The sequence below is a fragment of the Pseudomonas sp. GW823-FHT02C02 genome, assembly GCF_058797635.1.
In genome coordinates, this window is the sequence record NZ_JBXAJV010000012.1 from 43,355 (window position 1) to 56,232 (window position 12,878).

Consider the following 12,878-nt stretch of genomic DNA (forward strand, 5'->3'; position numbering starts at 1 on the left):
GCATGTCCAACCTGATTGCCGACTGGCGCGACCGCCCTACCCATCGTCGGGTCTGGGCGCTGGCTGCGCCGATGATTCTTTCGAACATTTCCGTTCCGCTGGTGGCACTGGTCGACAGTACCGTCATCGGCCACCTGCCCCACGCCCATCAGTTGGGCGCCGTCGCGGTCGGGGCCAGCCTGTATACCTTTCTGGCCTGGGGCATGGGCTTTCTGCGCATGGGCACTACCGGTTTTGCCGCCCAGGCCGCCGGGCGCGGGGATGGCGCGGCGTTGCGGCAGATTTTGTTGCAGGGCTTGTTGCTGGCGATGGGGCTGGCGATTGTCTTGGGCGCATTGGGCGTTCCGTTGAGCGGCGTCGCGCTGCACTTCATGCAACCCTCCGCCGAGCTTGACCAACTCACCCGCGAATTTTTCCATACAAGGCTATTCGGCCTGCCGGCGGCGCTGGCCAGTTATGCGCTGGTCGGCTGGTTCCTGGGCACCCAGAACGCCCGGGCCCCGCTGGCGATTCTACTGAGCACCAACCTGGTGAACATCGCGCTGAACCTGTGGTTCGTGCTCGGACTGGACTGGGGCGTGGTCGGTGCAGCCCGGGCGTCGGTGATCGCCGAATGGACCGGGGCCCTGATCGGCCTGTTCATGACCCGCAAAGCCCTGCGCGCTTATCCCGGCCACATCGCCTGGGCCGCGCTGGCGCTGTGGCAGAGCTGGCGGCCACTGCTGGCCGTCAACCGCGACATTTTCATCCGCAGCCTGGCGTTGCAATCGGTGTTTTTCCTGATCACCGTGCAGGGCGCACGGCTCGGTGATGCCACCGTCGCCGCCAACGCCCTGCTGCTCAACGGCTTGCTGCTGACGGCCCACGCGCTGGACGGTCTGGCCCATGCCGTGGAAGCCCTGTGCGGGCATGCCATCGGCGCGCGCGATCGAGAGGCGCTGCGTCGCTCATTGGTGGTCGCCTGCGGCTGGTCGTTGCTGGCGAGCCTGGGATTTGCCGTGCTGTTCGCCTTCGCCGGGCATTTGTTCATTGAGATGCAGACCGACATCCAGAGTGTGCGCGACACCGCGTTTATCTACCTGCCCTACCTCGCCGCGCTGCCGCTGATTGCCGTGTGGAGTTACCTGCTCGACGGACTGTTCATCGGCGCCACGCGGGCCCGGGAAATGCGCAACGGCATGCTGCTGACGGTCGTTCTGCTGCTGCCGTTCGCCTGGGCACTGCAAGGTTTTGGCAACCATGGGCTTTGGATAACGTTCCTGTTGTTCATGTTGCTGCGCAGCCTGACCCTCGGTGCTTTCGCCTGGTACTTGCGCAAGAACGACGGCTGGTTCGCGGGCAAGGTTTACTGAGTCGGCGTGGCTCTGATGAAGGCGCTGACCTCATCCAGCACCGGCGCCAAACCCCGCATGGGCCGAGACAGTGTCGCCACCAGCGTGGCATGGCCGGTGCGGGCAAAATAGAAGTCCTGAACCGGCACTCCGGCCTGGCGCAGCTTGCGCGCCAGGCCGCCAGTGTTACGCGTCGGGTTGACCAGATCGTCGTCGCGCGAAGCCATCAACAACGCCGGCGGCGCGCCTCGACTGACGTGATTGATCGGTTGCGACTGCGGCGGAGAATCCGGCCAGAAAAACACGGGCCGCACGTCCGGATTCTGGATGGGCAGAAAATCATAAGGCCCGGCCAGACCGATCCAGCCGCGCAGATCGTGCGGCGACATCCCCACGGCCCCCAGCAAACCGGGGTCCAACGCCAGCATCGCGACGTTATAGGCCCCGGAGCTGTGGCCCATCAGGTACAACCGTTGCGGGTCACCGGAAAACCTGTGGATGTGATCGTGAGTCCAGGCCACGGCTTTAGCGCCATCCTCCAGGAACAAGGGATAGCGTACCTGTGGATACAGTCGATAGTCCGCCAGCACCGCAACCACTCCGCGCGACGCCAGCGCCTCGCCGACAAAAGAGTAATCACTGCGTGAACCGCTGTTCCAGCTGCCGCCGTAGAAAAACACCACCACCGGGGCATTCTCCAGAGGGTGACGAGGCACATACACATCGAGTTTCTGCCGCGGATCATCGCCATAGGCAATCCCTTCGGTCTTGTCGAACGTGCTGTCGGGGGTCAGCGCATTGAGCATTTTCAGCGGTGAACACGCCGTTATCACGGTCAGCAAACAAATGCCCATGGTCAGGCCGAACAGCCAGCGCGTTGTGCTCGCCATCAATGTCGAACCTCGTGTTCAGGGTTGATCGTTCTGCCATAGATTGCGCAAGCTATCGAGACGTTCCTGCTGAGTGATACCCGGTAGCGAATGCACGGGTGAAGCGTCGGGATACTGCAAGCGTAGCCATAACCAGCCATCGAGCACCGGGCGTTCGCTGAAACCCAGCGCCAGCCCTTCCTGCACGAGGGCCCACAGACTGTTGTAGCCGGTCCCGGTGGACCGGCTCCAATGCCAGACGTGCTGTTCCAGCAGGCAGGTTTGCAAGGTGTCACGCTGCCGGGGCGTGAGGTTTTCTTCGATGGCCAACGGGCTGACAGCAAGCCCGGGATTGAACAACTGCTGCCAACCCTGACTGCCGATTGCCCGGTCGGCCCAGGTTCCGCCGAACCAGCGCAACTGACTGATCGGCCCCAGCCAGCGACTCAATTCCAGGGCATCGCAGGCATCAAAAAAGTAACTGGCGGTGTGGGGGTTGTAGTAACTCAACAAAGCACGGTGATGCAGGCCAAAAGTGACGGTCAGCATGCGACGCAAATGCTCGAGCAACTGCGACGGCGAAGCCTCACTGACCAATAACAAACCGCTCCAGAGGTGCGGTTCGCGCAGGCACAGCTCGGCCAACGCCGGGCATCCCTTGAGGTCAACCAACACCGGACCGTGCTCGCGTAACGGCTGCAACTCGGTGCTATCGAACAGCCAGAACCGTCGGGCCTGCGCAAACTGCTGGATCAGCCTCGCGCCGGCGCGGGGCTGCCCCGGTACGTCGAGCAACAGCCATTGTGCGGTTGAGTCCGGCGCCTGAGCGACGATCATGCCGCACCGCTCTGGCCAAGCCTTGTCGCGGCCCGGCAGGTGCAAAAAGCTTGCGCGCAATGGCTGAAACTACCCCCGCCAGGCAACAGACACAGCAGCACGATCGGTTCGCTGGATTGCAACAAACGCAGCAATCCGACGCTGGCAGTGTCGGCATCTGTTGTGGTGGTGGGTGGAGGTTCAGACAAGCCTGACGCGTGGGTGAAAGAGGGGCCGGGAAGATACCCGGTGATTAACGGTTGATCCGGATCGCCTTCGATAAAGCTCACCAGTACCTGCGCGCCTTCTCTCAACGGCTTGGCATGCGCGCCGCCCAACTCCGGCGCCAATGGCAGCCAACAGTGGCTGGGCGCAGCGCCTTCGCCCTGATAGACCCAGTCAAATTGCACGGCAACGGGCCTGGTTGAATCGGGTTGCGGCTCATCGACATCGACCACCCACGCCCGCTGCAGACTGTGCATCCTGGGGTTCATGACCGAATGAGGCGCCGCAAGCGGTACCGCCCCGACAACGCGGATCTTGTTGCCGTAGGCAAACCCCGGTGTCTGCCCACCCTGATGCTCGACCTGGATCAGCAGCCAGCGACGGTTCCAGTCCGTACACGGATGGCCGGACAGCAGAACCCGCTGGCCGCTGCGCAACGTGGTCAAATTCGTCTGACCTTCGCCCGCCTGCGTGTTGCCGTGAACCTTGAAGCGGCGCACCCCAGGCTGTTCGGGGTCGGGTGCAAAAACCATCTCGGCGCCCTGCTGAAAGGGCCCCTGCTTATCACCAACTACCAGACAGTGCCCGCGCGGGTGATGCTCGAAGTGGTAATGGAGCCGCTCCTGGGCACACAGGCGCTGGAGAAACTGCAGATCCGATTCCCGGTACTGCGTACAGAAATCACGCGGCGGGTAATCGCCGCTCAAATCAAAGCGCCGATTCTTACCGGTAATGCCATGCTCCTTGAGCACCTGGGCGAGGATTTCGGGCACTGAACGGTTGCTGAAGATGCGCTGGCTGAAACGCTGGGCCAGGCAAGCCAGTTTCGGCTTCAGGCGCACACGGCAAAGCCTGGGCGCAGCACCATGACCCGTCTGGACGAGCTCATGCAACTGCCCGTGAAAACCGGTCCCCGGCGGCCCGAAATGCAAAAAGGCTGGACGGTACAGCAGGCTTGCCAGGTCCAGTGTCGGGTCTTCGATCAGCAGATCCACGTCAAACACAAAGGGTTCGCTGATCGCTTCACTGCCGGTAAAGGCCAAGACCTCAACGGGGTCGGGCAGACCCTCTACATCCAGACGAAATGACGGCTCGTTGACTGGATCGAACATCGGCGATTCTCTACAGGAGGGGCGGCCGGGGATTCTCTCCGAGAGAGTTGGCCGAGTAGAGAGCCGAAGTACAACTTAGGAAATGACCTACGCGAAAAAAGGACCACGTCGCTTGGATAGCGAGGATGTGAGCCATTTCGCTTGAATTCAGGGAGGCGTCCCACCAGGTCATCTGAAATTTCCGCAGCGCGCGGAACATTTTCCGACAACCTGATGAGACCAGTGCCTTACCTCAAGAAGACAGGTAAGACGAACGGGTCAGGCCCAGGCGCAGAGCGTCGAGGAACTGGGTGCGCTCGGCGGCAGTGATGCGCGCACTTGCGCACTTGTCGCGGTAGTGGGTCATCAGTTCTTCCGGCGACAAGTGCACGTAACGCAGCATGTCTTCGATGGTGTCGTGGGTTTCGATACCCGCGTGATACACGCTACCGTCGGCGTTCTGGTAGATGTTCACCGAGTCGGTGTCACCGAACAGGTTGTGCATGTCGCCGAGAATTTCCTGGTAGGCGCCGACCAGGAAAATACCCAGCAGGTAGTCCTCGCCTTCGTTCAAACCGTGGACTGGCAGACTGGTTTCGATGCTCTGCTCGTCGACGTATTGCTTGATCTTGCCGTCGGAGTCACAGGTCAGATCCTGCAGCACGGCGCGGCGCAGCGGCTCTTCGTCGAGACGGTGCAGCGGCAGAATCGGCAGGACCTGGCCGATGGCCCAGGTGTCCGGCAGGCTCTGGAAGACCGAGAAGTTGCAGATGTACTTGTCGGCCAGCTTGTCGTTGAGTTCATCGAGCACCTGACGGTGCGAACGCTGACGCGCCTTCAACGAGTTGTGCAGGCGACGGCACACGGCGAAGTAGCATTGCTCGGCCAGGGCTTTCTCGGCCAGGGTCAGCTTGCCATCGGCGTACTGGGTGGCCACATCGCTCATGTAGTGCGTGGCGCGCCAGTAGGTTTCGGTGACCATCTCGATGTCGGTCGGGCCCAACAGGTCAACCAGCCACTGCACGGTCTCCGGCAGCTCTTCCTTGTTGTCGATCTTCGGCACGTCGTCGTTGTGCTTCTCGACGTCGGTCACTTGCACCACCAGCATGGCGTGGTGAGCGGTCAGCGAGCGGCCGCTTTCGGAGAAGATGTTCGGGTGCGGCAGGCTCTGCGCATCGCAGAACTCCTTGAGCATCCCGACCACGACACCGGCGTAATCGTCCATGTCGTAGTTGATCGAACTGGCGTTGCGCGAGTGCGTGCCGTCGTAGTCGACGCCCAGACCGCCACCGACGTCGATGTGGTCAACCGGCAAGCCGAGGTTACGCAGTTCGCCGTAGTAACGAATCGCTTCCTTGAAGCCGTGCTGGTAGTCCGCCAGGTTGGCGATCTGCGAGCCCATGTGGAAGTGCAACAGGCGAATGCCTTGATCCAGGCCAGCCGCGCGGAAACGCTCGACCACCGACAACAGCTGCGCCGCCGACAGACCGAACTTGGACTTCTCACCGCCGGTGTCCGCCCACTTGCTTGAGGCCAGGGACGACAGACGCACGCGCAGGCCGACTTGAGGCTTGACCTTCAGCGAGGCGGCTTCTTCGATCACCAGGCCGACTTCGGATTCTTTCTCGATCACGATGAACACGTTGTGGCCCAGCTTCTGGCCCATCAGCGCCAGTCGGATGAACTCGCGGTCCTTGTAACCGTTGCAAACGATGGTGCCGCCCTTTGGCGCCAGGGCCAATACGGCCAGCAGCTCAGGCTTGGAGCCGGCTTCCAGGCCGATGGACACATCCTGGGTGGCGATGATGTTTTCGATCACCGCTTCCTGCTGGTTCACCTTGATCGGGTACAGCGCGGTGTACTTGCTCTGGTATTCCAGGCGCTCGATGTTGGCGTCGAACGCGCCGGTCAGCTGACGCACGCGGTCTTGCAGAATGTCAGGGAAACGCACCAGCAGCGGCAAGGACAGGCCGCTTTTGCGCAGCTGGTCGACTTGCTCGAAGAGGTCGATAGGCGAACTGGTCGGACCGTTCGGACGAACTTCGACGCGACCGGCGTCATTGATCGCGAAATACCCGGCCCCCCAATGGCGAATCCCGTAAACACTGCGGCTGTCCGCAACTGTCCATTGGCTGCCATCGTCTTTGCGTGTGCGTCGTACGGACATTGAAGTCCCCTATAAAGAAGTCATAGAGCGTCGCCTGGGTTCAGGCCGGCGCAGTCTAAAGAATGAAAATGACGATTAGCCTGCATGCAAGGGCCATAGACCTCACATTCAGCGCTGAGTTTAGAAACCGGTCAGAACAGGCTCTGTGAAAACCATGTAGACGACGCCAGGCCAGAGTTGAATCAGGACTGGATCAAGCCGAGGGTGGTTTTCACAGAGGCTGCTAGCCGCCGGACTTCTTCGCTTTGAAACCCAGCTTGATCAGTTCAGCCAAGAGTAGCTCGACATGATCGCCCTGGATTTCGATGATTCCGTCTTTCAACGCACCCCCGGTGCCACAGCGTTTCTTCAACGTGGTGGCCAGGTCCTTGAGCGCTTCTTCCGCCAACGGCACGCCGGTGATGGTGGTCACCGTCTTGCCGCCACGCCCCTTGCTTTCGCGACGCACGCGAGCGATGCCGTCGCCAGCCGGGATAACGGTCTGTTTGCAGATGCAGGCGTCCACCGGTTTACTGCAATCCGGGCAATGACGACCTGCGTCGGTGGAAAATACCAGGCCACCAAGGGCGGCGAAGGATGCGGCTTTTTTGGCCACCGGCAATCCTCTTGGGAGGACAAAGACTGGTCGCGGCAACTTGGGAAGCTGCCATCGACCGCGAAGCCCCACTCAGGCAGGGGCAGCGCTACTGGGCCAGACAACGCTGGCTCAGTTTGAAAAGGTCGCGCAGTGTAACGGCAAAAAGCCGACTTGCTAAGAGCCAATCGGCGCCAATTTACTGCTCTTTTGCGACGCCCTTCCCAAGGGCGCACAGATAACGCTTCAACGCGGCCAGGGAGTCCGGGCAATAAGGCTTTTGCTGGATTTCCAGCATGACCTGCTCGATGGGGATGAAACGCGCTTCCAGCACCTCTTCCGGTTGCAGGATCAACGGGCCGTCCCACACCGCCGAAAACGCCGAACACCAGAGACGATTGCCGGTGTCCTCAAAGAAGAAGTGATCATGGGCGGTCAATTCCACACCGCTCACGCCCAACTCTTCTTCCAGCTCACGGGCAGCCGATTCGACGTACGTCTCGGTGGCGAGCACCATGCCGCCGGCCGCCACATCCCAGTAACCGGGGTAAATGGCTTTGCTCAGGGTTCGACGGTGAACGCACAGTTCACCGACCGAGTTGAACAGCATGATGTAGGTGCCACGCCCGATCAGCCCCCGCTCGCGCAGGTCAGAACGGACCAGGGCGCCGAGCAGGTTGTCCTGTTCGTCGACCCAGGCGATGTGTTCGGCATCCGAGGCCGCGCGATGGGCAGCCTCTTTGGCGTTATCGACCATGACTCAGCCCTGATTGAGCAATTGACGCAGATCGATCACTGCCGCGTTGGCACGGGAGATGTAGTTGGCCATGACCAGCGAATGGTTGGCCAGCACACCGAAGCCGCTGCCGTTGAGGATCATCGGGCTCCAGACCGGCTCTTGCGAGGCTTCCAGCTCACGAATGATCTGACGCACGCTGACCGTGGCGTTCTTCTTGGCCAGCACATCGGCGAAATCGACTTCGATGGCGCGCAGCAAATGGGACAGCGCCCAAGCCTGGCCGCGGGCTTCATAGAACACGTTATCGATCTGCATCCACGGGGTCTCGACGATTTCTTCATCGACCTGTGGCACCTGACCCGGCGCCAAGACTTCGGTTTTCAGCGCGGTGTTGAGCTTGACTCGGCCCACGCTGGCCGACAGCCGTTGCGACAGCGAACCCAGACGGGTGCCGACATCGCCCAGCCAGTTGTTCAGGTTGTCGGCGCGGGCATAGAACAGCGCACTTTTCTGACTCGGATCGGATAGGCGTGTCTGGTAACGGCTCAGGGAATTGATGCCTTCCTGGTATTCGGACTCACTGGAGGGCAGCACCCAGCTCTTGTTGTCGAAGTTGAAACGCGGCTCGGCCTTGGCCAGGTCAGCGTCTTCGGTGGACTGCGACTGGGAACGGGCGAAGTCCTTACGCATTGCACGACTCAGGTCGCGAACCTGGACCAGCACGCCATATTCCCAGCTCGGCGTATTGTCCATCCACAGACCCGGCGGGAAACGGTCGTTGGAAATATAGCCACCTGGCTTGCTCAGCAATGTACCAGCGACGGTCTTGAGGGTTTCCACCGTGGTGTACCCGACCACCATTTGCTTGCCTTCTTTCTCGGCCGCCACTTGCGCATTCTGTTGAACCGGGAACAGTGCCGGCTCCTGGCTCCAATACCAACCCAGCCCGATCGTCACCAGCAGGTAAAGGCCAATCAGCGTCGCCAGCGCCCGGCTGAACAACAGGCCGCCGACGTAACTGCGGGTGGCCGATTTCGGTTCAGCGGCACGTTCAGGCGCGCTGCCCGCGCGATTCTTCCAGTCCAGCATGGCGATATCCTTTCAATCACTTGAGTTCATCGGTTCGACCACAACCCTACGCCATCGTGCCTCGTTTGCCGCGCATTAAATCCTGCGGGAAATGGCGGGACTTACAATGACCGCGATCAGGGGCCACTATAAATGAAGCACAGCCGCGAGCCTATGCGACCATCCAGTCAGAAACTGAATAAGGCCGCTTTGCAGATTATTGACACACGATGCTCATGGGATTGAAAAGAGGTGCTAGCATAGAGCCACCAGTCGATCTCAGCATGCACCCTAACTAGTAGTCAGGATATGACCGAGCCAGAAGACCCCAGCCGTGAGCGCCTCAAGCACCACTTTGCCCAGCGGGTAATTCATCAGGCACGTCAGATTCTTGAGATATGGCAGCGCCTGCAACGCAGCGAGTGGTCCAACACCGATTTGTCGGAACTGAGCGAGGCCAACCTGCGCCTGCTGCGCTTTGCCGAGCGTTTCGAACAACCGGAACACACGCAACTGGCGCGTCACATCGGCCAGTCGCTGGAGGCTGTCGACGCCAATCGCGGACGCCTGAGCAGTGGCCTGATCACCGACCTCAATCGCTTGATGCAGCGCCTGTCGCGCACCGGCCTGCGCCACGGCGATCAGCTCGAACAAACCTTTCTGCCACCGCTGCGCAAGCCGATCTACGTGATGTTGCAGGATCACGACCGCGCCGAGCGCCTGGCCAAGCAGCTGGAGTTTTTCGGGCTCAGCGCCCAATCCCTGGACAGCGTTGCGGCGTTTCGCTCCTCTATGATCGAGCGCCTGCCCGCCGCCATCGTCATGGACGTGGACTTCAGTGGCGCCGGCATCGGCCTGAAACTGGCCGCCGAAGCCCAGGTCGGACTGGATGAGCCTTTACCGCTGTTGTTCTTCAGCTTGCTCGAAACAGACACTCCCACCCGCCTCGCCGCCGTGCGCGCCGGTGGCCAGGAGTTTCTCACCGGCACCCTCGAAGCCTCAAGCCTGCTGGAGAAGATCGAAGTCCTGACCTGTGTCGCCCAGTACGAACCTTATAAAGTGCTGATCATCGACGACTCCCGCGCCCAGGCCTTGCACACCGAGCGCCTGCTGAACAGCGCCGGAATCGTCACGCGCACCCTGATCGACCCGATTCAGGCCATGGCCGAACTGGCGGACTTTCAGCCGGACCTGATCATCCTCGACATGTACATGCCGACCTGCACCGGCACGGAACTGGCCAAGGTGATCCGGCACAACGACCGCTACGTGAGCGTACCGATCATTTACCTGTCCGCCGAAGATGATCTGGACAAGCAACTCGACGCCATGAGCGAAGGCGGCGACGACTTCCTGACCAAGCCGATCAAGCCGCGGCACCTGATCACCACTGTGCGTAACCGCGCGGCGCGGGCACGCAATCTGAAAGCACGGATGGTGCGCGACAGCCTGACCGGTTTGTACAACCACACCCACATCCTGCAATTGCTCGAAGACTGCAGCTTCCGCGCCCGCCGCGAGAGCAAGCCGTTGAGTTTTGCGATGCTCGACATCGACCACTTCAAACGGGTCAACGACAGCCACGGCCACCCCATGGGCGACCGGGTCATCAAGAGCCTGGCGCTGTTTCTCAAGCAGCGGTTGCGCAAAACAGACTTCATCGGCCGCTACGGTGGCGAGGAATTCGCCATCGTCATGCCGGACACCGATCTCGAAGCGGCCCACAGAGTGCTCGATGAAATACGTCAGCGGTTTGCCGAAATCCACTACCCGGCCCAACCCCAGGATTTGTGGTGCACGTTCAGCGCCGGAGTGGTGGAGCTGTGCGACCACTCCGACAGCCTGATGATGGCCAGCCAGGCGGACGAAGCGCTGTACCGCGCCAAGGACGGTGGACGTAACCGCGTGCAGGCTGCGCGGACGTCAAAGCAAAGTGCCACTTTTTCATCGGAATGGACCCATTCGGTCATAACCCTGTAACAGAAACGCAATAACTTCAGGCGCTTACCATTCTGCCGTTGGTAGACCCGCGATGCGCCTGAAGCTGCTGACCAATCTCAACACCCTCCTTTTAGTCGCCGTGTGCGTGGCCCTTGGCGCGACGCTCTGGTGGTCGCAAAAAGCCCTCGAACGCCCCTATCTGCTGATGGAGCGTTACCTCGGTTTGTCCCAGCAATTTCAAAATGAAGTGGCGCGCAACGTCGAGGATTATCTCGCCAGCGGCGATGCCCTGCGCCTGAGCAGCGCCAGCCAGGCCATCGACAGCCTGCAAAAGGAACTCGGTGCATTACCGCCAGCCCTGGCCGACACCTTGCGTCCGAGCCTGTCGAACCTGAGTGAATTCAGCAAGACCGACCTGCTGGCTGCCGGCAAACTTGCCGGGGACCCTCAAGCCTTGCTGCTGCAAGCTGAACGTGAACTCGGCGCCAGCCTCGATCAGCTCAGCCAATACGCCAGCGGGAACGCAGCGTACCTCGCGCCCTTGCTCGCCGCGTCCCAGCACCTGGGCAAACTGTCGCTGGCGCGGGACAAACTGGTCAGCAGCGGTCGCAGTGAACTGGCCGCCGATGTCGAACGCGAAGTCGCCAGCATTCGTGCGCAGGCTGAGCTGATAGGCGCCTTGCCGCTGCTCGGGGTGGCCGCCAGCAGCGAATCCGGCACGGATGATTTCGCCGCGATGATGGGGCTGGAGAACACCGAAAAAACCGTCGCCGAAGATGCCGGTGTCGCCCTCAAACGGGAACTCAACAGCTTGCTGACGCGTTACCCCGCTGAACTGGCGCGCACTCGCGAGCAAATCCAGAAACGCACCGACCTCAGCACCGCGACGCACCTGAAGATCGCCGACGTACAGCACGCCATTGCCGGACTGGAGCCGGTGGTCCGCGCCCAGCACGGGCAGATCCAGGGCGAAGTACGCTTGATGCAGGGCGTGATGATCGGCCTGATTCTGCTGATCGCCTTGTTGATCGACACCTTGCAACGCAAGCTGGCCCGGACACTGACCAACCTCGCTCCGGCCCTGTCGACCTGGGCCGAAGGCGACTTCAGCCAGGAAATTCAATTGGGCAAGACCAATCGCGAACTGCATGACATTGAAGCCTCGCTCAACCGCTTGCGCGCATACCTGGCGGACCTGGTCGGGACTATTCGTCTCAATGCCGAGCAGGTCGCCGGCAGTAGCCGCACTTTGGCCGAGTTGAGCAACGACTTGCACAGCGGTGCCGAACATCAGGCCGGCGACACCGCGCTGATCCGCGATTCTCTCGGCGAACTGGAAGCAACGATCCAACAAGTTGCTGGCGATGCCAGCCAGGCCGCCGACGCCAGTCGTCATGCCGGAATCGCGGTCGAGCATGGCCAGAAAGTTATCGGTCTGAGCCTCACCGGCCTGCATGCGCTGGTGGGTGAAGTGCAAGGCAATGCGCAGATGATCGAACACCTGGCAGAAGAATCGGCGACCATCGGCGGCGTGCTGACGGTCATCCGCTCAATTGCCGACCAGACCAACCTGCTGGCCCTGAACGCCGCCATCGAAGCCGCCCGCGCCGGGGAAATGGGTCGTGGATTTGCGGTGGTGGCGGAAGAGGTTCGCTCGTTGGCGCAACGCACGGCCGGGGCCACCGCAGAGATCCAGACCTTGATCGCCGGCCTGCAAACCGCCGCGCGGCAATCGGTGGAAGGCATGCGCGCCCAGGTCGAACACGCCGAAGCCACGGCCAATCAGGCTCAGGCTGCCGACGGTGCATTGGATAAAATCGTCGGGGCGATCCAGACCATTTCCGACACCGCCGTGCGCATTGCCGATGTCACTGCGCAGCAGAGTGGTGCGGTCAGTGAGATCCGTGATCACAGCGAACGTATCCACAAGCTGGGTGGGGATAATTTGTTGCGCATTGGCGAGGGGCGCGTACAAGGGGAGAACCTGCTGGTGTTGGGCGCACGCTTGCATACCGCCGTTCAAGCTTTCCGCGTCTGATAGACCGCCATGCCCCGCA

10 protein-coding genes are annotated in these 12,878 nt (G+C 61.3%); 3 read left to right on the top strand and 7 right to left on the bottom strand.

Annotation, left to right across the window (positions count from 1 at the left end; all coding sequences use genetic code 11):
• The first annotated feature begins 2 nt into the window (after positions 1 to 2).
• Positions 3 to 1,352 carry an MATE family efflux transporter gene (locus tag AC1ROI_RS20985; RefSeq protein WP_083375133.1) on the top strand — a complete coding sequence of 450 codons (1,350 nt, stop codon included), beginning with the start codon at positions 3 to 5 and terminating at the stop codon, positions 1,350 to 1,352.
• On the opposite strand, the gene AC1ROI_RS20990 is transcribed toward AC1ROI_RS20985, so the two are convergent.
• From AC1ROI_RS20990 to AC1ROI_RS21020, 7 genes are all read right to left on the bottom strand, one after another.
• Complete coding sequence (locus AC1ROI_RS20990) at positions 1,346 to 2,221, bottom strand: alpha/beta hydrolase (protein ID WP_077748978.1); 876 nt, start codon at positions 2,219 to 2,221, stop codon at positions 1,346 to 1,348. The two genes, AC1ROI_RS20985 and AC1ROI_RS20990, sit on opposite strands and share 7 nt — an antisense overlap.
• A gap of 18 nt (positions 2,222 to 2,239) precedes the next feature.
• Positions 2,240 to 3,037, bottom strand: coding sequence for a DUF4123 domain-containing protein (locus tag AC1ROI_RS20995; RefSeq protein WP_102595309.1), 798 nt, complete (start codon positions 3,035 to 3,037; stop codon positions 2,240 to 2,242).
• Complete coding sequence (locus AC1ROI_RS21000) at positions 3,034 to 4,353, bottom strand: type VI secretion system Vgr family protein (RefSeq protein ID WP_102595310.1); 1,320 nt, start codon at positions 4,351 to 4,353, stop codon at positions 3,034 to 3,036. Before AC1ROI_RS21000 ends, AC1ROI_RS20995 begins: the two co-directional genes overlap by 4 nt.
• Positions 4,354 to 4,585: 232 nt before the next feature.
• Positions 4,586 to 6,499: an arginine decarboxylase gene (gene speA, locus AC1ROI_RS21005; RefSeq protein ID WP_010463866.1), complete on the bottom strand. Its 1,914-nt coding sequence runs from the start codon at positions 6,497 to 6,499 to the stop codon at positions 4,586 to 4,588.
• 223 nt (positions 6,500 to 6,722) lie between these two features.
• Complete coding sequence (locus tag AC1ROI_RS21010; protein ID WP_010463867.1) at positions 6,723 to 7,094, bottom strand: translation initiation factor Sui1; 372 nt, start codon at positions 7,092 to 7,094, stop codon at positions 6,723 to 6,725.
• Positions 7,095 to 7,272: 178 nt separating this feature from the next.
• Complete coding sequence (locus AC1ROI_RS21015) at positions 7,273 to 7,830, bottom strand: NUDIX hydrolase (protein ID WP_010463869.1); 558 nt, start codon at positions 7,828 to 7,830, stop codon at positions 7,273 to 7,275.
• Positions 7,831 to 7,833: 3 nt separating this feature from the next.
• Positions 7,834 to 8,901, bottom strand: a complete 1,068-nt coding sequence (locus AC1ROI_RS21020; protein WP_102595311.1) for a DUF2333 family protein — start codon at positions 8,899 to 8,901, stop codon at positions 7,834 to 7,836.
• A 288-nt stretch (positions 8,902 to 9,189) separates the two neighbouring features.
• On the opposite strand from AC1ROI_RS21020, the gene gcbA reads away from it, so the two are divergent.
• Together gcbA and AC1ROI_RS21030 are read left to right on the top strand one after the other, a co-directional pair.
• On the top strand, positions 9,190 to 10,860 hold the full coding sequence (gene gcbA, locus AC1ROI_RS21025) for a diguanylate cyclase GcbA (protein WP_010463874.1): 1,671 nt from the start codon (positions 9,190 to 9,192) through the stop codon (positions 10,858 to 10,860).
• A gap of 955 nt (positions 10,861 to 11,815) precedes the next feature.
• Positions 11,816 to 12,859, top strand: coding sequence for a methyl-accepting chemotaxis protein (locus AC1ROI_RS21030; RefSeq protein ID WP_370655148.1), 1,044 nt, complete (start codon positions 11,816 to 11,818; stop codon positions 12,857 to 12,859).
• The last annotated feature ends 19 nt before the right edge of the window (positions 12,860 to 12,878 follow it).

Bases quoted from the DNA above. Each gene is read 5' to 3' on its own strand.
- AC1ROI_RS20990 (WP_077748978.1), bottom strand. From the start codon at position 2,221: ATGGCGAGCACAACGCGCTGGCTGTTCGGCCTGACCATGGGCATTTGT.
- gcbA (WP_010463874.1), top strand. From the start codon at position 9,190: ATGACCGAGCCAGAAGACCCCAGCCGTGAGCGCCTCAAGCACCACTTT.
- AC1ROI_RS21030 (WP_370655148.1), top strand. From the start codon at position 11,816: ATGATCGGCCTGATTCTGCTGATCGCCTTGTTGATCGACACCTTGCAA.
- speA (WP_010463866.1), bottom strand. From the start codon at position 6,499: ATGTCCGTACGACGCACACGCAAAGACGATGGCAGCCAATGGACAGTT.
- AC1ROI_RS20995 (WP_102595309.1), bottom strand. From the start codon at position 3,037: ATGATCGTCGCTCAGGCGCCGGACTCAACCGCACAATGGCTGTTGCTC.
- AC1ROI_RS20985 (WP_083375133.1), top strand. From the start codon at position 3: ATGTCCAACCTGATTGCCGACTGGCGCGACCGCCCTACCCATCGTCGG.
- AC1ROI_RS21015 (WP_010463869.1), bottom strand. From the start codon at position 7,830: ATGGTCGATAACGCCAAAGAGGCTGCCCATCGCGCGGCCTCGGATGCC.
- AC1ROI_RS21000 (WP_102595310.1), bottom strand. From the start codon at position 4,353: ATGTTCGATCCAGTCAACGAGCCGTCATTTCGTCTGGATGTAGAGGGT.
- AC1ROI_RS21020 (WP_102595311.1), bottom strand. From the start codon at position 8,901: ATGCTGGACTGGAAGAATCGCGCGGGCAGCGCGCCTGAACGTGCCGCT.